The organism is Kitasatospora sp. NPDC087314, assembly GCF_044744365.1.
GTDB lineage: Bacteria > Actinomycetota > Actinomycetes > Streptomycetales > Streptomycetaceae > Kitasatospora.
Genome location: NZ_JBIUYE010000007.1, coordinates 269,638 through 291,477 on the forward strand (window position 1 = coordinate 269,638; position 21,840 = coordinate 291,477).

Annotated in this window: 19 protein-coding genes and 1 tRNA gene; 7 read left to right on the forward strand and 13 right to left on the reverse strand. The window is 72.6% G+C overall.

Annotated elements, in window-relative coordinates; all coding sequences use genetic code 11:
- Nucleotides 1-264: 264 nt before the first annotated feature.
- Nucleotides 265-338: transfer RNA gene (locus tag ACIO5E_RS17655), tRNA-Met, on the reverse strand.
- Between the two features lie 64 nt (nucleotides 339-402).
- Complete coding sequence (locus ACIO5E_RS17660; protein WP_400668403.1) at nucleotides 403-3,360, reverse strand: UPF0182 family protein; 2,958 nt, start codon at nucleotides 3,358-3,360, stop codon at nucleotides 403-405.
- Nucleotides 3,361-3,550: 190 nt separating this feature from the next.
- Here ACIO5E_RS17660 and ACIO5E_RS17665 point away from each other — a divergent pair, with 190 nt between their 5' ends.
- Entirely contained in the window at nucleotides 3,551-4,132 is a 582-nt protein-coding gene (locus ACIO5E_RS17665) for a PPA1309 family protein (protein ID WP_400668406.1), read from the forward strand.
- 18 nt (nucleotides 4,133-4,150) lie between these two features.
- Here the strand turns inward: ACIO5E_RS17665 and ACIO5E_RS17670 are convergent, their stop codons facing one another.
- The 4 genes from ACIO5E_RS17670 to ACIO5E_RS17685 form a co-directional block, all read right to left on the reverse strand.
- The gene (locus ACIO5E_RS17670) at nucleotides 4,151-5,266 is read right to left on the reverse strand and encodes a PDZ domain-containing protein (protein WP_400668409.1); all 1,116 of its coding nucleotides are present in this window, start codon (nucleotides 5,264-5,266) and stop codon (nucleotides 4,151-4,153) included.
- A gap of 42 nt (nucleotides 5,267-5,308) precedes the next feature.
- Entirely contained in the window at nucleotides 5,309-5,482 is a 174-nt protein-coding gene (locus tag ACIO5E_RS17675; protein WP_348534074.1) for a hypothetical protein, read from the reverse strand.
- A 244-nt stretch (nucleotides 5,483-5,726) separates the two neighbouring features.
- Nucleotides 5,727-6,167, reverse strand: a complete 441-nt coding sequence (locus ACIO5E_RS17680; protein WP_400668413.1) for a molybdenum cofactor biosynthesis protein MoaE — start codon at nucleotides 6,165-6,167, stop codon at nucleotides 5,727-5,729.
- 185 nt (nucleotides 6,168-6,352) lie between these two features.
- A complete protein-coding gene (locus ACIO5E_RS17685; protein ID WP_400668415.1) occupies nucleotides 6,353-7,501 on the reverse strand; it encodes an NAD-dependent epimerase/dehydratase family protein in 1,149 nt (382 codons plus the stop codon).
- A gap of 200 nt (nucleotides 7,502-7,701) precedes the next feature.
- Between ACIO5E_RS17685 and ACIO5E_RS17690 the strand changes: the two genes are divergently transcribed.
- Both ACIO5E_RS17690 and ACIO5E_RS17695 read left to right on the forward strand, forming a co-directional pair.
- Nucleotides 7,702-9,258, forward strand: coding sequence for a zinc-dependent metalloprotease (locus ACIO5E_RS17690; RefSeq protein ID WP_400668417.1), 1,557 nt, complete (start codon nucleotides 7,702-7,704; stop codon nucleotides 9,256-9,258).
- Nucleotides 9,255-9,845, forward strand: coding sequence for an NUDIX hydrolase (locus ACIO5E_RS17695; protein WP_400668420.1), 591 nt, complete (start codon nucleotides 9,255-9,257; stop codon nucleotides 9,843-9,845). The genes ACIO5E_RS17690 and ACIO5E_RS17695 overlap by 4 nt, the downstream gene beginning before the upstream one ends.
- 74 nt (nucleotides 9,846-9,919) lie before the next feature.
- Here ACIO5E_RS17695 and ACIO5E_RS17700 read toward each other — a convergent pair whose 3' ends face one another.
- The gene (locus ACIO5E_RS17700) at nucleotides 9,920-10,579 is read right to left on the reverse strand and encodes a M48 family metallopeptidase (protein WP_400668422.1); all 660 of its coding nucleotides are present in this window, start codon (nucleotides 10,577-10,579) and stop codon (nucleotides 9,920-9,922) included.
- Between the two features lie 324 nt (nucleotides 10,580-10,903).
- Here ACIO5E_RS17700 and ACIO5E_RS17705 point away from each other — a divergent pair, with 324 nt between their 5' ends.
- Nucleotides 10,904-11,992 carry a ThiF family adenylyltransferase gene (locus ACIO5E_RS17705; RefSeq protein ID WP_400668424.1) on the forward strand — a complete coding sequence of 363 codons (1,089 nt, stop codon included), beginning with the start codon at nucleotides 10,904-10,906 and terminating at the stop codon, nucleotides 11,990-11,992.
- Nucleotides 11,993-12,345: 353 nt separating this feature from the next.
- Here ACIO5E_RS17705 and ACIO5E_RS17710 read toward each other — a convergent pair whose 3' ends face one another.
- Nucleotides 12,346-13,869 (reverse strand): MFS transporter, encoded by a 1,524-nt coding sequence (locus ACIO5E_RS17710; protein WP_400668425.1) that lies wholly within the window; start codon nucleotides 13,867-13,869, stop codon nucleotides 12,346-12,348.
- A 164-nt stretch (nucleotides 13,870-14,033) separates the two neighbouring features.
- On the opposite strand from ACIO5E_RS17710, the gene ACIO5E_RS17715 reads away from it, so the two are divergent.
- On the forward strand, nucleotides 14,034-14,756 hold the full coding sequence (locus ACIO5E_RS17715) for a TetR/AcrR family transcriptional regulator (protein WP_400668427.1): 723 nt from the start codon (nucleotides 14,034-14,036) through the stop codon (nucleotides 14,754-14,756).
- A 229-nt stretch (nucleotides 14,757-14,985) separates the two neighbouring features.
- Nucleotides 14,986-16,383: an ABC1 kinase family protein gene (locus tag ACIO5E_RS17720; protein WP_400668429.1), complete on the forward strand. Its 1,398-nt coding sequence runs from the start codon at nucleotides 14,986-14,988 to the stop codon at nucleotides 16,381-16,383.
- 93 nt (nucleotides 16,384-16,476) lie between these two features.
- Here ACIO5E_RS17720 and ACIO5E_RS17725 read toward each other — a convergent pair whose 3' ends face one another.
- From ACIO5E_RS17725 to ACIO5E_RS17740, 4 genes are all read right to left on the reverse strand, one after another.
- Nucleotides 16,477-16,722: a hypothetical protein gene (locus ACIO5E_RS17725; RefSeq protein ID WP_400668746.1), complete on the reverse strand. Its 246-nt coding sequence runs from the start codon at nucleotides 16,720-16,722 to the stop codon at nucleotides 16,477-16,479.
- 149 nt (nucleotides 16,723-16,871) lie between these two features.
- A complete protein-coding gene (locus ACIO5E_RS17730) occupies nucleotides 16,872-17,240 on the reverse strand; it encodes a WhiB family transcriptional regulator (RefSeq protein ID WP_400335999.1) in 369 nt (122 codons plus the stop codon).
- Between the two features lie 168 nt (nucleotides 17,241-17,408).
- Nucleotides 17,409-17,855, reverse strand: coding sequence for a hypothetical protein (locus ACIO5E_RS17735; RefSeq protein ID WP_400668432.1), 447 nt, complete (start codon nucleotides 17,853-17,855; stop codon nucleotides 17,409-17,411).
- A 261-nt stretch (nucleotides 17,856-18,116) separates the two neighbouring features.
- Nucleotides 18,117-20,384 (reverse strand): ATP-dependent DNA helicase UvrD2, encoded by a 2,268-nt coding sequence (locus ACIO5E_RS17740; RefSeq protein WP_400668434.1) that lies wholly within the window; start codon nucleotides 20,382-20,384, stop codon nucleotides 18,117-18,119.
- Nucleotides 20,385-20,583: 199 nt separating this feature from the next.
- On the opposite strand from ACIO5E_RS17740, the gene ACIO5E_RS17745 reads away from it, so the two are divergent.
- Complete coding sequence (locus tag ACIO5E_RS17745) at nucleotides 20,584-20,841, forward strand: mycoredoxin (protein ID WP_280676301.1); 258 nt, start codon at nucleotides 20,584-20,586, stop codon at nucleotides 20,839-20,841.
- Between the two features lie 27 nt (nucleotides 20,842-20,868).
- Here the strand turns inward: ACIO5E_RS17745 and ACIO5E_RS17750 are convergent, their stop codons facing one another.
- On the reverse strand, nucleotides 20,869-21,708 hold the full coding sequence (locus ACIO5E_RS17750) for a GntR family transcriptional regulator (protein ID WP_400668438.1): 840 nt from the start codon (nucleotides 21,706-21,708) through the stop codon (nucleotides 20,869-20,871).
- Nucleotides 21,709-21,840 lie beyond the last annotated feature (132 nt).

Consider the following 21,840-nt stretch of genomic DNA (forward strand, 5'->3'; position numbering starts at 1 on the left):
CAGCGGCCGTGCACCGTCCCCCATGTGTCCCATCGTCGCATCACCCGCTACCCGCGTACACCTGCCCCGGCCGAATTCGGGCGGGGCCGACCCGAAGCCGACGAAATTGCTTCGGCGCTTTGTCGATTTCCCGACACTCGGGCCCCACAAACCCCGTGTCGTCGTCGTTGGCGACGGTCGATAGTACCGGAGCGGTTCCCGCCGCTTCGGGGTGAAAACACCAGAGGCCCGGAGGAAGAATCCTCCGGGCCTCTGGCCACTGTGTAGCGGGGACAGGATTTGAACCTGCGACCTCTGGGTTATGAGCCCAGCGAGCTACCGAGCTGCTCCACCCCGCGTCGGTAGTTGAACCATAGCACGGGCGCGGGGTGGAACAGGAATCGGTTGTCGCAGCTCAGCGGGCTACGGGTGCGGGCTCTGCGATCCGGTCGGGGTCGCGCCCGTGCTCGGGGCGGTCGCCGGGGCACCGCCGCGGGCCGCGTCGGCCGCCTTCAGCGCGTCGCCGAGCGCCTTCTGGGCGTTGCCGTAGGCCACCCAGTCGCCGTTCTTGAACGCGGTCTGGCTGTCGTTGTACGCCTTCTCCGCGTCCCCGAGCGCCTTCTGCAGTTCGGGCGAGATCGTCCCGCCCGGCGCCGGGGTGGTCGGGGACGTGGGCGTCGTCGGGTTGGTCGGCGCCGTCGGGGCGCCCGGCGTGGAGGGCGCGGTCGGCGTGGTCGGCGGGGCCGCCCCGGCGAACACCTTCTTCAGCGCGTCCTCCAGGGTGTTCTCGAACGCCACGTTGTCGTTCCCGTACACCGCCAGGACCTTCTGCAGCGTCGGGTACTTGGCGCCGCGTCCGCGCACGTACACCGGCTCGACGTTGAGCAGCCCGCCGCCGACTGGCAGGGTCAGCAGGTTGCCGTACTCCAGCTCGGCGTCACCGCCGCTCTTCAGCGCGTAGATCTGCGAGGCCACCTCCTGCCGGGAGTTGAACTGCGACTGCACCAGGTTGGGCCCGAGCGTCTTGCTGTCGCCCGGGATCTTGAGGATCCGGATCTTCCCGTAGTCCGGCCCCGGGTCGGCGTTGACCGCCATGAAGGCCGCCAGGTTGTCCCGGCCGTTGGGCACGAAGGTCGTGGTCAGCGAGAAGCTCGCCGAGGTGACCGCCGGGTCCGGCATCCGGACCGTCAGGTAGTACGGCGGCTGGACCTGCTTGGTGTCGCTGGTCGGGTCCACCGGGATCTGCCAGATGTCGCTGCCGTTGAAGAAGGAGTTGGAGTCGGTCACGTGGTACTGGCCGAGCAGGTCGCGCTGCACCTTGAACATGTCCTGCGGGTAGCGCAGGTGCGGCAGCAGCGCCGCCGGGATGTCCGCCTTCGGCTCGACGGTGCCCGGGAACGCCTTCATCCAGGTCCGCAGCACCGGGTCCTGGTCGTCCCACTGGTAGAGCTTCACCTCGCCGGTGTAGGCGTCCACCGTGGCCTTGACCGAGTTGCGGATGTAGTTGACCTGGTTGGCGACGGTCAGCAGCTCACCGCGCTGGTTGGTCAGCGAGTCCTTGGTCGCGGTGCCCAGCGTCGTCTTCGACGAGAACGGGTAGCCGTCCGAGGTGGTGTAGCCGTCCAGCACCCAGACCACCCGGCCGTCCTGCACCACCGGGTACGGGTCGGCGTCGATCGACAGCCACGGGGCGACCTTCTCCACCCGCTCCTTCGGCGTCCGGTTGTAGATCACCTTCGCGCCGTCGGTGATCGCCCCCGCGTACAGGATCTGCGGCTCGGCGAAGCGCACCGCGTACGCGGCCCGGGTGATCGGGTTGTCCAGCGAGACCCCGCTGTTGCCGGTGTACTGGTACTGCTTGTTCTCGCCGGTCTCGGTAGTGTAGTCGATCTCCTGGTTCGAGCCGCCGACGATCGAGTACGAGGTCGTCTTCTCGCCGTAGTAGATCCGCTGCTCGTAGTCGCCCAGCGCGCCGGTGGCCGGCAGACCGGACTCGGTGAACACCGGCTGGCCCTTGTCGTTGACCTGGTTGCCCTTGGCCACGACCGCGCCGTAGCCGTGGGTGTACTTGAAGTGGTCGTTGATCCAGTTGCGCTGCACGCCGTTGAGGTCCAGCTCGCGCAGGCCGATCACGGTGTCCTGCTTGTCGGTGCCGGAGCCGTAGCGGTCCACGTCCAGGGTGTTCGGGAAGGCGTAGTAGCTGCGCTGCTGCTCGATCGACTGGAAGGTCGGCGAGACGATGTTCGGGTCCAGCAGGCGGATGTCGGCGATGGTCTGCGCGTCCGGCTTGAGCGCGTCGGCCGTCGTCGCCGCCTGCGGGCTGTACTGGGTGGTCTGCGCGTCGGCGATCCCGTACGCCTGCCGCGTCGCGTCGATGTTCTTCTGGATGTACGGCGTCTCCTTGGCCTGCTCGTTCGGCTTGACCTGGAACTGCTGCACGATCGCCGGGTACAGCCCGCCGATCAGCACCGCCGACAGCACCATCAGCCCCAGCCCGATCAGGGCCGGCGCCCAGGTGCGGCGCACCGGGGTCAGGAAGAACAGCACCGCGCAGATGATCGCGACGAAGAACAGGATGGTCTTGGCCGGCAGGAACGCGTTGGCGTCCACGTACCGCAGGCCGGTCCAGCCGGAGACCCCCTTGTACGAGCCGGTCTTCACCGCCAGCGCGTACCGGTCCAGCCAGTACGCGACGGCCTTCAGCAGCACGAACACGCCCAGCAGCACCGCCAGGTGCCCCTGCGCGCCCACGCTCGCCCGCCGGCCCGGGCCCTGCAACCGCAGCCCCCCGTACAGGTAGTGCACCACTGCCGAGGTCAGCAGCGAGACGATCACCGCGCTGAACGCGAAGCCCAGCAGGAACTCGTAGAACGGCAGGTCGAAGGCGTAGAACGAGACGTCCATGCCGAACTGGGCGTCCTTCTCGCCGAATGACGTCGCGTTCGTCCACATCAGCCAGGTCCGCCACTGGCCCGACGCCGCGGCGCCCGCCACCAGGCCGATCACCAGCGAGACGCCGATCAGCGCCCAGCGCTTGAACGGCGCCAGGCCCGACCGGTAGCGGTCCAGGCTCTGCTGCTCGACCGACATCGCCGACAGCGGCGGCCGCAGCCGGTGCGCCAGCCAGATGTTGAAGCCGACGATCACCGCCATCAGCAGGCCGAACACCGCGAACAGGCCGATCTTCGTCCACAGCTGGGTGGTGAAGACCGACGAGTAGCGGACGGATCTGAACCAGAGCCAGTCCGTCCAGAACCCGGCGAACATGACGAACAGCAGGAAGAGCACCGCGAGCACGCCCAGGGTCAGCAGGGCCACCCGCGCCCGCCGGGAGGGCGGGCCTACTCTGCGCCGGAAACCCGGCCCTGAGCGTTCCGGCATCTGGAATACCACGGTGGCACCTCAGCTGTGTCGTCTGGAGTCGGTCGGTCTTCAGGGAAACTTAACCAGGCTTTGGCCGAGTTCCCACCGTTAGCAGACGGTTACTACACCGTTCCCCGCTCCGGCCGTTCCCCGCCCCTCGGACGGCGCCCGGCGCCCGCGCCCCCGCCCGACGTGTGAGGATTGGGGCATGTCCGACGCGCCCAATGCACTCAACTCCCCCGGCTCCCCCGACGACGTCTCCAAGCTCCCCGCCGCCACCCCGCTCACCCGGGCCGCGCTGGAGATCGACGAGTACGCCGCCACGCTCGGCTGGGACCTCCCGGCCCGGCTGTTCGCCCTGGTGGACAGCGCCGCCCTGCGCAGGGCCGACCCGAAGATCGCCGCCCAGCTCGGCCTCGGCGACGACGACACGGCCGGCCTCACCCCGGTCGAGCAGGACGAACTGCCGGCCGGCATGGAGCTGGACAAGTTCCTCGGCACCATCGCCTGGCCCGACGCGGTGGCCGGTTGCGCCCTCGTCGTCGAGCGGATGATGCTGCCGCCGGGCGCCGAGCAGTCCCGCCCGCGCAACGCCAGCGACGCCCAGCTCGCCGAGTGGGTGGCCAACCACCCCAAGCGCGAGGAGGTGCGGATCACCGCCGCCGTGCTGCGTGACGGCAAGCGGGAGATCGCGCTGCGGCTGCGCTCCAAGGACACCGCCCGCGAGGTGCTGACCGGCCCGGACCTGGTGCCCGGGCTGACCAAGGCGCTGCTCGCGACCTTCTCGTAGCCGCGCCCCCGCGGGGCGCTACTTCGCGGCGCAGGACGGCAGCGCGGAGGTCTGCCCGGAGCGGATCTGCTCCAGCGACTTCAGCGCGCCGTCCAGCGTGTCCGTCTTGATCAGGGTCAGCCCGGACGGGATGCTCTTGGTCGCCTCGGCGCAGTTCGAGGACGGGGTGAAGAAGTACTCGGCGCCGGCGTCCCGGGCGGCGATCAGCTTCATCGATATGCCGCCGATCGGGCCGACCTTGCCGTCGTCGTCGATGGTGCCGGTGCCCGCCACGAACTTGCCGCCGGTGATGTCGCCGCCCGGGGTGAGCTTGTCGATGATGCCGAGCGAGAACATCAGCCCGGCACTCGGCCCGCCGACGTCCTGCAGGCCGATGTCGATCTGGAACGGGTAGGTGTGCCGGATCGCGGTGCCGATGCCGACCACCGCGAGCTCCGCCCGCTCGGCCGGCGCCTTCGGGTCCAGGTCCTTGGCCCGCACGGTGGGAACGGTGACGTCGGTCCTGCTCCCCGGGTTCGCGCCGCCGTTGCCGGAGGCGTCCTTGACCCGCGGCACCACGGTGAAGACCGCGGACTCGCCCGGCTTGTGCTTGGTGACCGCGGCCACCACCTGCTCGACCGTGCTGACCGGCGCGCCGTCGACCGCCACGATCTGGTCGCCCGCGTGCAGCCGGCCCTCGGCCGGGGCCCCGGCCGTGACCGACTTGATGATCAGCTCATTGCCCACCGGGATGCCCAGCTGGTTGAGCGCGGCGGTGCGGGCGCTGTCCTCGGAGGAGGCGAACTCCTCGGCGTTCTGCTTCTTGGCGTCGGCGTCCGTCTGCCCCTTCGGGTAGACGTTGTCGTGCGGCACGACCAGCACGTCGTCGCGCAGCCACCCGACCACCGCGTTGACCAGGCTGGGCTCGTACTTGGCCCCGGTGACCTGGACGGTGGTCATGTTGAGGTGCCCGGTGGTCGGGTACGACTCGCGCCCGGTGACGGTGATCACCGGCTTGCCCTCCTGGCTGCCGAGCGTGTTGTACGTCGGCCCCGGGCTCATCTCCGTGTACGGCACCTTCATCAGCACCGAGACGCAGAGCAGCGCTATGAGCAGCAGGGTGGCAGCGAGCATCGTCGCGGAGCGGCGTGGCATGCCTCGACAGTACGGGACGCCGGTGAGCGAGCGCCCCCCGGGCTACCGGCCGGAACCGTCCCCCTGGGCGCCGCTCCCGGCGGTGGTGCGTTCCATCGCGGCCATGAACCGCCGGTGCTCGGCGAGTGAGGCCGGGTCCCCCGTGGCCCTCGGGGCCCGCTGGGCCCAGCCCGCCCACAGCGCGGCGAGCAGGACGGCGACAACCGGAATGATCAACCAGGCGAGCGCACCCATATCAGTACTCCCAGCTCGTCGTGTCTACGAGCAGATTAACCACTCCGGCGGACAACGCGGGCAGCGCCGTCCGGGTTACGGGAGGGCCGATCGGCTCACTGCCAGGGAGTATTCGGAGCACCGGCCCGGACCCGTTCGAGTGAGAGCCCGGCGCGCCTGGCATGATCGTCGCACTAGGTGTGCGTTCGGCGCCTCTCCGCATGCGGACCGCCGCCTGGCGGCCGGGTCAGCAGCCGCCGGCGCCGACCCACTCCTCCTCGCCGTCGGTGAAGACCTGGTGCTTCCAGATCGGCACCTCGTGCTTGAGGTCGTCGATCAGCCGGCGGGCGGCCGCGAAGGCCTCGCCCCGGTGGGCGCAGGACACGGCGACGATCACCGCCTTGTCGGTGATCTCCAGCCGGCCGATCCGGTGCACCGCGGCCAGCGCCTTCACCGGGAAGTCCGCGACGACCTTCTCGGCGATCCGGCGCATCTCCTGCTCGGCGGTGGGGTGGCAGCTGTACTCCAGCGCGGTGACCGACTTGCCGCCGTCGTGGTCACGAACCGTCCCGACGAAGACGGTCGTACCGCCGGCCGCGTCGTCGCCCACCGCCTCGTACACCTCGTCCAGCGAGAGCGGGGTGTCGCGGATGGCGAGCAGGCGGATGGGGTCGTGATTCTCGGACATGCCCCCATGATTCCCCATCCCGGGCGGTTTGAGGCAAGTAGCTTCCGCATCACGATCCTGTGATTCCGCATCGTGAGAAAGCATCGGCCGGGCGCCTCGGAACCGCGGGCTTCGGGACGGCAGGCTTCGGGACGGCAGGCTTCGGAACTGCGGGCCGCCCGGCGTCCGCCCCGGAACCGCGGGCCTCAGAAACGGCGCCGTTTGCGGGCCCGGCGCACCAGCGCCGCCGTACCGACCAGCGCCACCGTCGCCCCGGCCGCCCCCAGACTGGTCGCGGCCTCCTTGCCGCCCAGCCGGCGCCCGGCCACCGCGTGCTTGCCGGCCACCTGCCCCAGCAACTCGGCCAGCACCTGCTCATTGGTGTGCGCCGGACGCCAGCCCGCCTCGTGCAGCCGGCTGCCGGACACCACCCACGGATACATCGTGTAGGCCAGGTCCCCCGCCGGGGCCGGGGTCAGTCCCAGCCGGTGCAGCCGGGCCGCCGTGCCCAGCGCCAGCGAGGCCGGCAGCTCCATCCGCCGGATCCCCGACAGCCGCTCCACGTCCTCCTGCTCCAGCCAGCCGTCGCAGCCGACCGTCACCTCGCCCTCCACCAGGCCCAGCACCGCGTACTCCAGCGCCGCCGCCAGGTCGTCCACGTGGCAGAACTGCCAGCACGGGCGGGAACCGGCCACCACCAGCAACCGCGGCGCCTCGAAGTGCCGGGTCAGCACGGTGTCCACCCCGGGGCCGACCACCACGGCCGGGCGCAGCACCGTCACCTGCAGCCCCGGGTGGGCGCGCGGCGCGCGGCGGGCCAGCCGCTCGATCTCCAGCAGGTCCCCGACCAGCGAGGCCTCCTCGGTCGCCCGCAGCTCGGAGTCCTCGGCCAGCGGCACCTCGTTGTCGGCCAGCGCGCCGTAGACCATCGCGGAGGTGCAGAGCACCACCCGGTGCACCCCGGCGGCCGCGGCGGCGGTCAGGACGGTCTGCGCGCCGCGCACGTTGTAGGCGCTGCGGGCGCGCGGATCCGACTCCATGCCGAAGTCCATCGCCAGGTGCACCACCACGTCCACCCCGGACAGCCGCTCGGCCACCGCCGGGTCCCGCACGTCCAGCACCCGCCACTGCACGCCCGGCACGTCGCCGCGCCGGTCGTCCACCGCCAGCACCTTGCGCACGTGCGGCGAGGCGACCAGACGGGCGGCGACCCGCTCGCCGAGCACGCCGGCGGCACCGGTGACGGCCACAGTAAGCGGCCGTCCGCCGTAGGCTGGAGGCGGCGACGCCGTGGTGTCCGGGGCGTCCTCTCCTCCGGTCAGCCCAGAGCGAACGTCCGAAGGCGGGGAACTCACCGGCCATCCTCCACGGTTAGCTTATGTGCGTACGGACGTGTGTCACGTACGCACATCCTGCCCGAGGCGAAGGCCCGGCGGTGCACCCGGCGCGGGCCTGCCGCGTGGGAGCCGCCCACGAGTCCCCCACTCCGCCGCTGCCCCGGGCGGGCAGCACATCCCGCCACACCCGTATGACGGCCGACCGGATCGAGGACCCCGTGAGCGACCTTCCCTTCGGATTCGGCGTTCCGCCCGAGGAGCCCGAGGACGGCAAGGCCAAGCCCGACGACGAGCAGCAGAGGAAGGACCAGGGCTCCGGCGGCTCCGACCAGGGCGGCGCGCAGCCGTTCGGCTTCGGCGCCGGCAACCCGTTCGGCGCGCTGTTCGGCATGCCCGGTGGGGCCCCGGGCGGTCCCGGCGGGGGCGACAACCCGTTCGCCGCGATGTTCGGCGGCCTCAACCCCAACGACCTCGGCGCCGCGTTCCAGCAGCTCGGGCAGATGCTCTCGTTCGAGGGCGGCCCGGTGAACTGGGACCTCGCCAAGAACATCGCCCGCCAGACCGTCGTCGCCGAGCCCGCCGAGGGCAAGAGCAAGGACCGCTCGGTGAGCGCCGCCGAGCACTCCGCCGTGGCCGAGGCCGTCCGGCTCGCCGACCTGTGGCTCGACGGCGTCACCGAGTTCCCCTCCGGCGCCGGCACCGCCGTCGCCTGGAGCCGCGCCGAGTGGATCGAGGCCACCCTCCCGGTCTGGAAGGACCTCGTCGACCCGGTCGCCGAGCGGGTCGGCAACGCCATGGGCGGCGTCCTGCCCGAGGAGATGCAGGCCATGGCCGGCCCGCTGATGGGCATGATGCGCTCGATGGGCGGCGCCATGTTCGGCACCCAGATCGGCCAGGCGCTCGGCGCCCTCGCCGGCGAGGTGGTCGGCTCCACCGACGTCGGCCTGCCGCTCGCCCCGGCCGGCAAAGCCGCGCTGCTGCCGCAGAACGTCGCCGAGTTCGGCGAGGGCCTGAACGTGCCCACCGACGAGGTCCGGCTCTACCTCGCCCTGCGCGAGGCCGCCCACCAGCGGCTCTTCGCCCACGTGCCGTGGCTGCGGGCCCACCTGCTGGGTGCCGTCGAGGCCTACGCCCGCGGCATCAAGGTCGACACCTCCCGGATGGAGGAGCTCGTCGGCCAGCTCGACCCGAACAACCCGGAGGCGCTCCAGGAGGCGCTGGCGGGCGGGCTGCTCCAGCCCGAGGACACCCCCGAGCAGAAGGCCGCGCTCGCCCGCCTGGAGACCGCGCTCGCGCTGCTCGAAGGCTGGGTCGACGCCGTCGTGCACGCCGCCGCCGAGCCGCACCTGCCGCAGGCCGGTGCGCTGCGCGAGACCGTCCGCCGCCGCCGCGCCGCCGGCGGGCCCGCAGAGCAGACCTTCGCCACCCTGGTCGGCCTGGAACTGCGCCCGCGCCGACTGCGCGACGCCGCCCGGCTGTGGGCGCTGCTCGCCGACGCGCGCGGCATCGAGGGCCGCGACGCGCTCTGGCAGCACCCGGACATGCTGCCCACCGCCGCCGACCTGGACGACCCGGACGCCTTCGTGCACCGGGGCGGCGCCGACGACCTGGAGGGCGGCCTCGACTTCGACGCGATCGACAAGCTGCTGGGCGAGGCCGCCGCGGGCGGCACCGCCGCCAAGCCGGACCTCACCAAGAACGACGGGCCGGCGAAGAGCGACGAGCCGAAGCAGGACGACGGCGGCACCGACGGGAAGGGCGAGCCCAGCGCATGACGGTCACCGACACGGGGGCGTCCGCAGCCCTGCACGCGGACGCCGTCCGCGCCCTGACCGGGTGGCGGCCCGCCGAGGAGGAACAGGAGCGGCTGCGGCGCGACTACCTGACGCACCTGGCCGAGCAGCCGGAGGGTCTGTACCGGTCCTGCCTGCCCGCGCACATCACCGCGAGCGCGGCGGTCGTCGACCCGGCGGCCGGGCGGGTGCTGCTCACCCTGCACCCGAAGGTCGGCATGTGGCTGCAGATGGGCGGGCACTGCGAGCCCGACGACCGCGACCTCGCGTCGGCCGCGCTGCGGGAGGCCGTCGAGGAGTCCGGCATCCCCGACCTGGTCCTGCTGGAGGTGGACGGCGCCCCGGTGCCGGCCAAGCTGGACCGGCACCTGGTCCGCTGCACGGGCAAGGACAAGCCGGAGAACACCCACCTGGACGTCCAGTACATCGCGGTGGCACCGCCCGGTGCGCAGGCACTGATCAGCGAGGAGTCGCTGGACCTGCGCTGGTTCGACTACGACCGGCTGCCGGAGCTGACCGACCACTCGGTGCGGGATCTGGTGGCACGGGCACGCCGGCTGACCAGTTGAGGTGAGACACCAAGAGGGGGCGCGGGCCTTATCGGCCCGCGCCCCCTCTCGCCGTTCCCACGTACGACCGGTCGTCAACCGCAGGAGCAGGCCGGGTCGACGCCCCGGTCGGCGTGCCGGGCGCCGGGGATGTGCGGCAACCGGGCCGCCGAGACCACGCCCTCCAGATAGCCGCGGGCCCGTTCGGTGCGGGGGTAGGCCTCCAGCAGGGCCCAGAACGCCGGTCCGTGGTCCGGCACCAGCAGGTGGGCGAGTTCGTGCAGCAGCACGTAGTCGAGCACGTACTCCGGCATGCCCTGCAGGCGGTGGGAGAGGCGGATCGTCCCCTCACTGGGGGTGCAGGACCCCCAGCGCGAGTTCTGGTTGGTGACCCAGCGGACCTGGACGGGCTGGGCGCGATCGCCCAGGTAGGCGGCCGACAGGCCGCGGGCCCGCTCCATCAGGGCGTCGTCCCCGAGGATCCGGCGGCTCTCCTGGGCGGCGAGCTTCTCCAGCATCTGCGCGACCCAGCGCTGCTCCTCGGAGTGCGACATCCGGGCCGGGATCAACACGATCGTGCGGTCGCCCTCGCGATAGGCCGAGACGGTGCGGCTCCGGCGGGCGCTGCGGCGCACCTCCACCCGGCCACGGTCGTGCGGCTCCGGTGGCGCGGGCGCGGCGGGTGAGTGCTGCGGTGACGCGGGCCTCGACTGCTGATCCTGGTCCGGGCGCCCACGCGTGCTCGGCGCCGCCACTTGCGACCCGGACGCTGCACGGGCACGCGGACGCGACGCCGATGGATGGGAGTCCCGCTCGGCTGCCATGGCACACGACGTTACCCGGTACCACTGACAGAAGTCCGCTGCCGTGGCCGAAATCTTTCGTGGAGTGATCGGGAACGAAAAGTCGACGGAGGGTGTCCGGAAACCGACATCGGAGGGGGTGTGCAGTTATCCACAGGGCCCACGAACAGATGGTGTGATCATGAGCCCGAGTCTGTGGATAACTTTGCGCACGACGTCGGCGCGATAGGGCATGCTGCGGTCAGCCGTCCGGAAACGATCGGAAGGGAGATCGCCGTGCGCCTCGTCCTGAAGCCCGCCCTGTCCCGCAGCTGGCGGGACTCCGACACCCTGCAGTTCGGCACCGTCACCCGCTACGCCGGGGTGCTCGGCCAGGCCGACAAGACCCTCTGCGACTTCCTCGGCCTGGTCGACGGAACCCGCGACCGACCGGAGCTCCTGGCGGCCGGCGAGCGGATCGGCCTCGGCCGGGAGCCCGCCGACGCACTGCTGACCGACCTGGAGGAGACCGGGTTACTGGACGACGCGGAGGCGACCGACACGGCGCTGGCCCGCTTCCCCCAACCGCACCGGGACATGCTCGGGCCGGACCTCGCCTCGCTCTCCCTGGTCCACTCCGGCCCGGGCGCCGCGCCGGCGGTCCTGGCCCGGCGGGCCGACATCCGGATCGAGGTCCGCGGCGCGGGCCGGGTGGGGGCCGCCGTGGCGGCCGTACTCGCGGCCGGCGGAGCGGGCGCGGTCACCGTTGTGGACGGCGGCCGGGTACGCCCCGGCGACTGCTCCCCCGCGGGGCTGCCGCCGGGAGACGTCGGGCGGCTGCGGTCGACGGCCGCACGGGAGGCGGTGCAACGAGCCTCGGCCCGACCGCTGGTGCCCGTGCCCCGGCGGAAGGCCGACGGGCCGCCACCCGATCTCGTGGTGCTCGCGCCCAGGGACGGGAGCGGGGCGTTCGCCGGTGGGACGTACGAGGCCCGACTGCTGCTCCGGGCCGGGGTGCCGCACCTGTACGTGGGAGTGGTCGAGGAGTTCGGGGTGATCGGGCCCCTGGTGCTGCCGGGGGTGTCGGCGTGCGGACACTGTCTGGTCCTGCGCCGGGAGGACGAGGACGCCGCCTGGCCCCGGGTCCTGGCCCAGCTGGCGGACGGCGGGCCCGGCCGGGCGCGCACACCGGCCTGCGACACCGCGCTGGCGACGACGGTGGCCGGGCTGGCGGCGCTGCACGTCCAGGTCTACCTGGACGGCGGGCGGCCGCCGAGCGTGGACGGGTGGTGCGAGGTGTCGGCGAGCGACGGGATGCCACGGCGTCTGCGCCTGCGCGGGCATCCGGACTGCGGGTGCCTCTGGCAACCGCTGCCGCCGAGGTAGGGAGGAGGAGAACCAGCGGAACGTGCCGGGGCGTCGACTCGGCGGCTGCGAGGCTCGGCAGCCGCCCGACCCGAAGCCACGGCACCCGGGCCGACGCCCGGCCAGGCGAGCCCATGGCCAGGCGAGCCCATGGCCCGCGCCCTGCCTTGGGGCAGGGCGCGGGCCGGTCGAAGCCGGGATCCGCCATTGCGGGCGGGCGGTGGGTGCGGGAGGTGGTGGGCAGGAGGGAGGCGGAGGAGGGTGGGTGGGGGGCGGGGGGAGGGGGCCCCAGTAGAGCGTCACAACACGCCGAAGGCCGGTGCCCCCAGGGCACCGGCCTTCTCGGTGAGGTGGACCGCCCGGGCCCGCCGGAGTCAGACGCCGATCCCGGCGCCCTCCGCCGGCGCCTCCGCCGCGACCTCCTCCGCCTTCCGGTCCCGCATCAGCAGCGTGGCCACCAGCGCCGCCGCCAGCACACCGACCGCGCTGACCGTGAAGGTCGTCGACATCGCCGAGGTGAACGCCTCCCGGACGGTCCGGACGAGCCCGGCGTCCCCGTTGGCCAGCGCCAGCGCCCCGCCGATGGAGTGCTTCGCCTCCTCCGGCATCCCGGCCGGCATCCCACTCGCGAAGCCGCTCGACAGCAGCGAGCCCAGGATGGCGATGCCGAGCGCGGCACCGGCCTGCTGGATGGTGTCGTTCAGCGCCGAGCCGACGCCCGCATGCTCCGCCGGGATGGTGCCCATCAGCGCACCGATCGCGGCCGGCATCGCCAGGCCCGCACCGAGACCGAGCAGTCCGAGGGCGACCGCCGGGATGGCGAAGCCGGTGTCGGTGGTGACGGTGGTCAGCAGGGCGAAGGAGCCGGCCATGACGAGCATTCCGGCGAGGATGAGCAGGCGGTTGCCGATCTTGGCCGCGAGCTTGGCGCCGACCCCGTTGCCGACCAGCGCGGCGATGGCCAGCGGCACGAACGCGAGTCCCGCCTTGACCGGCGAGTACCCGAGCACGAACTGCAGGTACTGGGTGAGCACGAGCAGCAGGCCGCCGTTGCCGATCTGCACCAGGGTCAGCGACAGCGAGCCCCCGCTGAAGTTGCGCTGCTTGAAGAGCACCAGCGGCACCATCGGCGCGGAGGTGACGTTCTCCCACACCACGAACCCGCCGAGGCCGAGCACCGCGACGGCCAGGGTGACCAGGGACTGGCCGCCGAAGGCACCGTGCTGCGGGATCTCGATGATCCACCAGACCAGCGCGGTCATGCCGACCGCGGACAGCACCGCGCCGAGCGGGTCGGGCTTCTGCCACGGGCCCTTGGACTCCGGCATCAGCAGCAGGCCCGCCAGGATCGCCAGCGCCACGACCGGGACGTTGATGAAGAAGATCGAGTGCCAGGAGAAGTGGTTGATCAGCACGCCGCCGAGGACCGGGCTGCCGACCAGCCCCAGCATCGCCACCGAACTCCAGGCGGCCATCGCCTTGTTGCGCTCGTCCTCGTCGAAGACGGTGATGAGGATCGACAGCGTCGAGGGCATGATCAGCGATCCGCCGACGCCCATCGCGACCCGCGCCGCGATCACCTCGCCGGGGTTGGTGCAGAAGGTCGCCGCGAGGGAGGCCGCCCCGAAGAGCAGCAATCCGATGATCATGATCTTCCGGCGGCCGAAGCGGTCCCCGAGGCTGCCGGAGGTGAGCAGCAGCCCGGCGAAGACCAGGACGTAGGAGTCGAGGATCCACTGGGTGTCCTGGGCGCTGGCGCCGAGGTCCGCTGTCATCGAGGGCACCGCGACCGTCAGCGCCATGCTGTCGACCACCAGGACGAGCGAGCTGAGGCACAGCACGATCAGGATCCACCAGCGGTGCGGATTACGACCTTCGACCACCTTGCGGGCTTCCATCAGCCACCCCTCCATTCTGCGCACACCGTTCCCCCGGTGCGCACTCCGTTCCTGCTCTGCGAACACTGTACGCATGCCGGAACAGTGTGCGCAACACCAGACTCCTGTACGCTCGATGCGAACGGTGTACGCAACAAGCAGGAGCAGAGGGAAGGGGAGCCGCCATGGCCGCCGAGACGAACCCGATCCCGTCCGTATGGGCCCGCCGACAGCGCGAGCCCGACCAGCCCGCACTCAGCCGGGCCGCGATCGTCCGCGAGGCGATCACCATGCTGGACGCCGAGGGCATCGAGGCCCTGAGCATGCGCAAGCTCGCCGCCCGCCTGAACGCGGGCGCCACCTCCCTCTACCGGCACGTGGCGACCAAGGACGAGCTGATGGAGCTCGCGGTGGACGAGGTCTTCGGCGAGATCACCCTGCCGCCCGCCGACAGCCCCGACTGGCGCACCGCCGCCACCGAGGCCGCCGGGGCGTTCCGGGCGACGGCCCTGCGCCACCCCTGGCTGTCGTCCGTCCTCGGCCAGGCCGGCCTCGCCTACCTCGGCCCCAACCTGATGTCCTACGGCGAGCGGCTGACCGCCTTCTTCGCCTCGGCCGGCTTCCCCGAGCCGGCCCGGGCGATCGACACGGTCATCTCCTACGTCGTCGGGATGAGCACCACGGAGGCGGCCTGGCTCACCACCGTCGCCCGGGCCGGCGAGAGCGAGGCCGAGTTCATCGCCCGTCTGATGCCCGCCGCCCAGGAGGCCACCGCGGGCTTCGACCACCTCACCGACGCCTACACGGCCGCCGCCGCGGACCCGGACCCGGCCGCCGTGCGCGACGCCAAGTTCGCCTACGGCCTCGACGTGGTCCTGGACGGTCTGGCCCTCCGCCTGCCCCGCTGACCGCCGCCCCGGCTCCCCGCGCCCGGCCCGACCGGACCGAGCCGCCCGGCTCCCCCGCACCGGACCAAGCCGCCCAACTCCCCCGCAAAGGGACGGCGGCGGCGGCCCGCGCACGGTGCTCCCCTCCCCGCCCGGCGAAATACCGCCGGGGGCGGGGTGGGGAGCGGGCACAATGGCCTAGTGATGGTGGGCCGTCCGGTGTCGGGGGGCCAGGGAATTGGAGGCCCGGGTGAGCGATCTTCCGCGCAAGGCAGTGACCCGCACGGCACGGCTCGCCGCCCTGCCGCTGGGGATAGCCGGTCGCGCCACGCTCGGGCTGGGCAGGCGCATCGGCGGCCGCTCCGCCGAGGTGGTGACGGCCGAGCTCCAGCAGGCCACCGCCGACCAGTTGTTCAAGGTTCTGGGCGAACTCAAGGGCGGGGCGATGAAGTTCGGGCAGGTGCTGTCCGTCTTCGAGGCCGCGCTGCCCGAGGAGGTCGCCGGTCCGTACCGGGCCGCGCTCACCAAGCTGCAGGACGCCGCTCCCCCGATGCCCGCCGCCAAGGTGCACACCGCGCTCGCCCAGCGGCTCGGGGACGACTGGCGCGAGCTGTTCCGGGAGTTCGACGACCGGCCGGCGGCGGCCGCCTCGATCGGGCAGGTGCACCGGGCGGTCTGGCACGACGGGCGCCGGGTCGCGGTCAAGGTGCAGTACCCGGGCGCGGGCGACGCACTGCTCGCGGACCTGACGCAACTGAGCCGGGTGGCTTGGCTGTTGGGCCCGCTGATCCCCGGGCTGGACATCAAGCCGCTGATCACCGAGCTGCGCGAGCGCGTGTCGGAGGAGCTGGACTACGAGCTGGAGGCGCAGGCCCAGCGCCGGCACGCCGAGGAGTTCGCCGACGACGCGGACATCCTGGTGCCCGGCGTGGTGGCGCAGGCCGACCAGGTGCTGGTCACCGAGTGGATGGACGGCACCCCGCTGGCCGAGGTGATCGCGAACGGCACCCAGGAGGAGCGCGACCGCGCCGGGCAGCTGCTGGCCCGGTTCCTGTTCGCGGGCCCGTCCCGGACCGGCCTGCTGCACGCGGACCCGCACCCGGGTAACTTCCGGCTGCTGAAGGACGACGGCCCGGCGTCGGGCTGGCGGCTGGGGGTACTGGACTTCGGCACGGTGGACCGGCTGCCGGGCGGGCTGCCCGAGCCGATCGGGGCGTCGTTGCGGATGGCGCTGGACGGCGACGCGGCGGGCGTGCTGACGATGCTGCGCGAGGAGGGCTTCGTCAAGCCCTCGATCGAGCTGGACCCGGACGCGGTGCTGGACTACCTGCTGCCGATCATCGAGCCGGCCGCCGTGGACAGCTTCCACTTCACCCGGGCCTGGATGCGCGCCCAGGCGGCCCGGATCGCCGATCCGCGCTCCCCCGCCTACAACCTGGGCAAGCAGCTGAACCTGCCGCCCGCGTACCTGCTGATCCACCGGGTGACGCTGAGCACCATCGGAGTGCTCTGCCAGCTGGGCGCCCAGGCGCCGTTCCGGGCGGAGATGCTGGCGTGGCTGCCCCGGTTCGCCGAGCAGGAACCCGCGAAGCCGGCCGGCCGCAGGACCGCGAGCGGAAAGGCCGCCGGCCGCACCCGCAAGAGCTGACCCGGACGCAGCAACGGCCGCAGGCCGCTCCCCATGACGGGGGGCGGCCTGCGGCACGACGGGGGTGAAACGCGGGGAGGCCCCGCGCCGCGACTACATCAGCGCGACGGCGAGTGCCTTGCGGGCCCGCAACGAGGCACGCTCGGCCCGCTGCTTGAGCCGGCGGGCCCTGGCGACCCGGGTGACGAGGCGTTGGTGCTCCGCCTCGTGCAGGCGCTCTTGCATATGGGCCCGGGCCAGGGATTCGTGGAGAAGTTGCATTTCGAGGGTCCTGTTCTGGATCTGAAGTTCGGTGGTCTGCTCGGCGCGGACGGTCGGATCGATGGCGGCGGCGGTCATGTGGTGGTCCTGCTCGTGGTGCGTGCTCGGGAAAGGGACTGGTCGGGCTGCGTCGGCCTTGGCGGCGGCGATCCGGACGGAACGGCGGAGGGAGGTGTCCAGCAGGGGCTGCTCTCCCCGGCGGACGGCCCTGGCGCCGTGGGCGGGGTTCACGCCATGACCTCGGTCTTGCGCGGACGGCCACGCGGCCGCTTGCGGGCCACGACGACGCCCTGGACGAAGAGCTCGCCACCCCAGACGCCCCACGGCTCGCGCCGCTCCAGCGCGCCGGTCAGACAGGCGTCCTTGACCGGGCAGGTGCCGCAGAGGGACTTCGCGTACTCGACGTCGGCGGGCGTCTCGGCGAAGAAGACCTCGGGGTCGAAGGCGCGGCAGGGGATGGGGAGCCCGAGCGCCTCGGCCTGCTCGATGGAGCTGATCTGCATGGAAGGAACCTCCGGGGGGTCGGCCTGGTCGGCCTTGGTGATCTGGCTTGTCGGCGGTACGGACGGGATGGGCGGTGTGATGACCGTGGACACTGTTGGCGTCTTCCTCGTCTTCTCAGTGGTTCCGGCCCAGATGGCTGGTGGGTCTGGGCCGGAGGCCCCGGGGGGCCTGGGTGGTCTTGCGTACCGGACAAAACAGAAGGGCCGCGGATCCCGGTGTGACGGGTTCCGCGGCCCTGGAGGTGCCGACCTGACGCTTGCTCAGGTTCGTTCTCTCCAGGGTTCAGGCCCGCGGAAGGCCCGCATCCGGATGGCCTTGGCGCCCGCGAGGGCCGCCATGGCCTGGTTGATCTGCTGCTCGTTCTGCTTCTGGGCGTTTCCGGCACCGATGACCTGCGCATAGTCGCCATGCATGGCGGCGGCTACGAGTGCCTTCGGTGCCTGGGTCGGTCGCTCATCGCGCAGGGAGCGCGACGTGCCGAACGACGCCCAGTCGCGGGACAGACCGGTCTCGACAGCGGTGCCTTCGACGTTCCTGCCGGCCACGCCGCAGAGATCAGTGTGTCCAAGGGCACTGACAGCGGGGACGACGGAGACACCGGTGGTGTCGAGACCCAGACCGGTTCCACCGAGCTCGGCGAGCGCCCGCAGACGGGCGGCACGCAGGGAGGCAGCGACAACGGTCTGGCCAGTCAGTTTGGTGATCATGATGTTTCCCACTGTCTTCGCCTCCTCTCGGCGTCTCGCGGAGCCCGGTTCCCCCGGCTCCGAATGTTCGGATGTCTGTCTCGGTGAAGCTGTTGGGTGTGGGGGATTCGGCACAGGTGTCACCCCGTGCGATCGCGTCCCCTTGACCGCTCCGGCAGGCTATTGCGCTCCCGGTATGCCGCGCAAACTATTTTTCGCGGCGGGTTCCGAAGTCCCCCGAGCGGCCCCCGGGCGACTCGCCCTGACCGCGCCCGGACCGGCTCACGCCGGATCGACCGGCTCGCCGTCCTCGACGCCGTCCGGATCCTCCACGGGCTCCTCCCCCGCACACAACGAGAGCACGGCGGCCCCGTACTTGTCCAGCTTCATCGCACCGACCCCGGAGATGACCGCCAGCTCCTGGCGACTGGCCGGCACATCCTCGGCGATCGCCATGAGCGTCGCGTCGGTGAACACCACGTAGGCCGGTGCTCCCTGCTTCCTGGCCTGCCCGGCCCGCCACTCGCGCAGCCGCTCGTACAGCGCCTCGTCCATCGTGGACGGGCAGCTCTCGCAGCGGCGCAGCTTGCGCTCGACCGCCTCGGTGAGCACCTTCTCGCAGACCCGGCACTTGACCGGCCCGCGGACCCGCCGTCCGGCGGAGCGCTCGCCGGGCTCGACGCCCCCGCGCCCGCCCCGCCCGCCGGTGCGCGCGCCGGGCGCGCTGGAGCCCGGGCGCAGCCCGTCCATGAAGCGGCTGGGCTTGCGGCTGGCGCGGCCGCCCGGGGAGCGGCTGAGCGCCCAGGAGAGCGAGAGGTGCTTGCGGGCGCGGGTGACGCCGACGTAGAGGAGCCGGCGCTCCTCCTCGATCTGCTCGTCGGTCTTGGCGTAGATGATCGGCAGGGTGCCCTCGGTGAGGCCGACGAGGAAGACGGCGTCCCATTCGAGGCCCTTGGCGGCGTGCAGCGAGGCGAGGGTGACGCCTTCGACGGCGGGGGCGTGCTGGGCGGCGGCCCGGGCGTCGAGTTCGGCGACGTAGGCGGCGAGGTCGGCGGCGTGGCCGGCGGCGGCGCGGGTGCGCTCGAACTCCTCGGCGAGCCGGACGAGCGCGGCGAGGGACTCCCAGCGGTCGCGGACGGCGCCGGAGCCGGCGGGCGGTTCGGCGGTGAAGCCGCGGGTGGCGAGGACGGCGCGGACCTGGCCGGCGAGGTCGGGGGCGTCGGCGGTGAGCGGGTCGGCGGCGGCCCGGGCGGCGCCGCGCAGCAGGACGCCGGCGTCGCGGACCTCGGGGCGTTCGAAGAACCGCTCGGCGCCCTTGAGCTGGTAGGGGACGCCGAGGTCGGCGAGGGCCTGTTCGTAGACCTCGGACTGGCCGTTGGTGCGGAACAGGACGGCGATCTCGCTGGCGCGCACGCCGGCGGCGAGCAGGTCCTTGATCCGGCGGGCGGTGGTCTCGGCCTCGGTGGGCTCGTCCTCGTACTCGGTGTAGACGGGTTCGGGGCCGGCCTCGCGCTGGGAGACGAGTTCGAGCCGGTGCCGGGCGGCCTCGCCGCGGGCCTGGGAGAGCAGCCCGTTGGCGAGGTGGACGACCTGCGGGGTGGAGCGGTAGTCGCGGACCAGCTTGACGACCGTCGCCTCCGGGTGGCGGGTGCGGAAGTTGAGCAGGTAGTCGGGGGTGGCGCCGGTGAAGGAGTAGATGGTCTGGCTGGCGTCGCCGACGACGCAGAGGCTGGCGCCGCCGCCGGGACCGGTCCACTGGTCGAGGAGGCGCTGCTGGAGCGGGGAGACGTCCTGGTACTCGTCGACGGTGAAGTGCCGGTACTGGCCGCGGACCTGGTCGGCGATGTCGGGGCGGTCCTCCAGGATGGCGGCGGTGAGCAGCAGGACGTCCTCGAAGTCGATCACGCCGCGGCGGCTCTTGGCCTCCTCGTAGACGCGGTAGACCTGGGCGGTCTCGGCCGGGTCGCGGGGGGCCTCGCGGGCGGACTTCTGGACGGCGGCGGGGTAGTCGTCGGGGCCGATCTGGGTGACCTTGGCCCATTCGATCTCGGCGGTGAGGTCGCGCAGTTCGGTGCGCTGGACGCGCAGGCCGCAGCGGCCGGCGGACTCGGCGACGAGCTGGACCTTGCGTTCGAGCAGCGAGGGGACGGGCCCGCCGACGGCGCGCGGCCAGAAGTACTGGAGCTGGCGCAGGGCGGCGGCGTGGAAGGTGCGGGCCTGGACGCCGTCGGCGCCGAGCTCGCGCAGCCGGCCGCGCATCTCGCCGGCGGCGCGGGCGGTGAAGGTGACGGCGAGGACCTGCTGGGGCTGGTAGACGCCGCTGCGCACGCCGTAGGCGATCCGGTGGGTGATGGCGCGGGTCTTGCCGGTGCCGGCGCCGGCGAGGACGCAGACGGGCCCGTGCAGGGCGGTGGCGACGGCGCGCTGCTCGGGGTCGAGCCCGGCGAGCACGGCGTCGGGGCCCGTGGCGGCGGTGGGGTCGGCCCAGAGGGAGCCGTGGGGGCCGTCGGACGGGCTGCCGCTCAAGAGGTCTTCCTGCATGCGTTCCATCCTCTCAGCCCGCTGGGACAACCGGGGCGGGGTTGTCCACAGGCCCGGTGTGATCGCAGGATGATCGCTGCGCACCGGGGCGCGCGAGTCCGTTCGTGCGCCGCCGTCTGCGCCGGGGCGGGGCCGTGCGGAATGACCGCCGCGCGGCGGGCGTTCCCGCCTTGAGACCGTACGCCCTCTTCCTGAAGGAGCCTCCTCGATGTCCGGCAGCGTGACGATGTACAGCACGACCTGGTGCGGGTACTGCAACCGACTCAAGAGCCAGCTGGACCGGGAGGGGATCGGCTACACGGAGATCAACATCGAGGAGGACCCGGCGTCGGCGTCCTTCGTCGAGTCGGTCAACGGCGGCAACCAGACGGTGCCGACGGTGCTGGTGACGCCGAACGCCGGCGGCGAGCGGGTCGTGATGACCAACCCGAGCCTGCTGCAGGTGAAGAAGGCCCTCGGGGTCTGAGCCGGCCGGGGCCCGGGTCGGCGCGCGTCACGGCGCGTCGGCCCGGGCGGGGTCGACGGGCGCGGCGGGCGCGGGCAGGGTGGTGCGCGCCGCGAGGTCGCCGATGCCGTAGACGAGCCGGCTGCGGTCGGCGGAGTAGCGGGTCTCGACGACCCGGACGGGCCCGCGCCGGTCGAAGGTGACGCGGGTCTGCACCATCAGCGGCACGCCGGGGCCGCCCTGGAACCACTGGGCCTCCTCGGGGCCGGGCATCCGGGCGACCAGGTGGTCGACGGCGCCGATCTCGGTGCGGCCGAGTCCGTTGAGGACGGCCTCGTCGCCGCCCTCGACCGGGTCGGGTTCCATCAGCGGGGTGCCGGCGGCGAGTCCGGCCCGGTAGTGGCTCTCCTCGATCGAGTAGGGCTCGCGGTCGAGCAGGCGCAGCTGGCGGCGGACCACGATGGCCTCGCCGGGGCGCAGTCCGAGCCGTTCGGCGATGTCCACCCGGGCCCGGACGATCATCATCTCGAAGTCGCTGGTGAGTTCGCGGCCGGCCTCGGCGGCCTCGCCGAGGTAGACGGCGGAGGGCAGGGCCAGGCAGTCCCGGGGGGTGGGGGCCAGCGTGGGGCCGTAGGCGCGGTGGTCCAGGACGGGGTGTTCCCGCAGGTAGGTGCCCTTGCCCTGGAGGCGGACCAGGCGGCCTTCGTTGACCAGGACGTCGACCGCGAGCCGGACGGTGTTGCGGGCGACTCCGTACTGGCGTTCCAGTTCGCTCTCGACCGGCAGCGCGGCGTCGGCGGTGAACTCGCCCTCGGCGATCCGGCGGCGCAGGTCGGCGGCGAGGCGCTGGTATTTGGGGGATTGGGCGGTGCCCCGGGGGATTGTCACCCGAGTGAATGTAGCGAGCGCGACGGCGGGGTTTCAGCCGTTTCCGGCAATGTCGTCCGCGCGGGTTGACGGCGGATGCCGGGTGGCGTGCGGCGGTAGCAGAACTGGCCCGTCCGGCCACGAACATCCGAT

What these genes read in the sequence shown, in the direction of transcription:
- ACIO5E_RS17660 (WP_400668403.1), bottom strand. Translation starts at nt 3,360, where the DNA reads ATGCCGGAACGCTCAGGGCCGGGTTTCCGGCGCAGAGTAGGCCCGCCC.
- ACIO5E_RS17665 (WP_400668406.1), top strand. Translation starts at nt 3,551, where the DNA reads ATGTCCGACGCGCCCAATGCACTCAACTCCCCCGGCTCCCCCGACGAC.
- ACIO5E_RS17670 (WP_400668409.1), bottom strand. Translation starts at nt 5,266, where the DNA reads ATGCCACGCCGCTCCGCGACGATGCTCGCTGCCACCCTGCTGCTCATA.
- ACIO5E_RS17680 (WP_400668413.1), bottom strand. Translation starts at nt 6,167, where the DNA reads ATGTCCGAGAATCACGACCCCATCCGCCTGCTCGCCATCCGCGACACC.
- ACIO5E_RS17695 (WP_400668420.1), top strand. Translation starts at nt 9,255, where the DNA reads ATGACGGTCACCGACACGGGGGCGTCCGCAGCCCTGCACGCGGACGCC.
- ACIO5E_RS17710 (WP_400668425.1), bottom strand. Translation starts at nt 13,869, where the DNA reads ATGGAAGCCCGCAAGGTGGTCGAAGGTCGTAATCCGCACCGCTGGTGG.
- ACIO5E_RS17715 (WP_400668427.1), top strand. Translation starts at nt 14,034, where the DNA reads ATGGCCGCCGAGACGAACCCGATCCCGTCCGTATGGGCCCGCCGACAG.
- ACIO5E_RS17725 (WP_400668746.1), bottom strand. Translation starts at nt 16,722, where the DNA reads ATGACCGCCGCCGCCATCGATCCGACCGTCCGCGCCGAGCAGACCACC.
- ACIO5E_RS17735 (WP_400668432.1), bottom strand. Translation starts at nt 17,855, where the DNA reads ATGATCACCAAACTGACTGGCCAGACCGTTGTCGCTGCCTCCCTGCGT.
- ACIO5E_RS17740 (WP_400668434.1), bottom strand. Translation starts at nt 20,384, where the DNA reads ATGGAACGCATGCAGGAAGACCTCTTGAGCGGCAGCCCGTCCGACGGC.
- ACIO5E_RS17745 (WP_280676301.1), top strand. Translation starts at nt 20,584, where the DNA reads ATGTCCGGCAGCGTGACGATGTACAGCACGACCTGGTGCGGGTACTGC.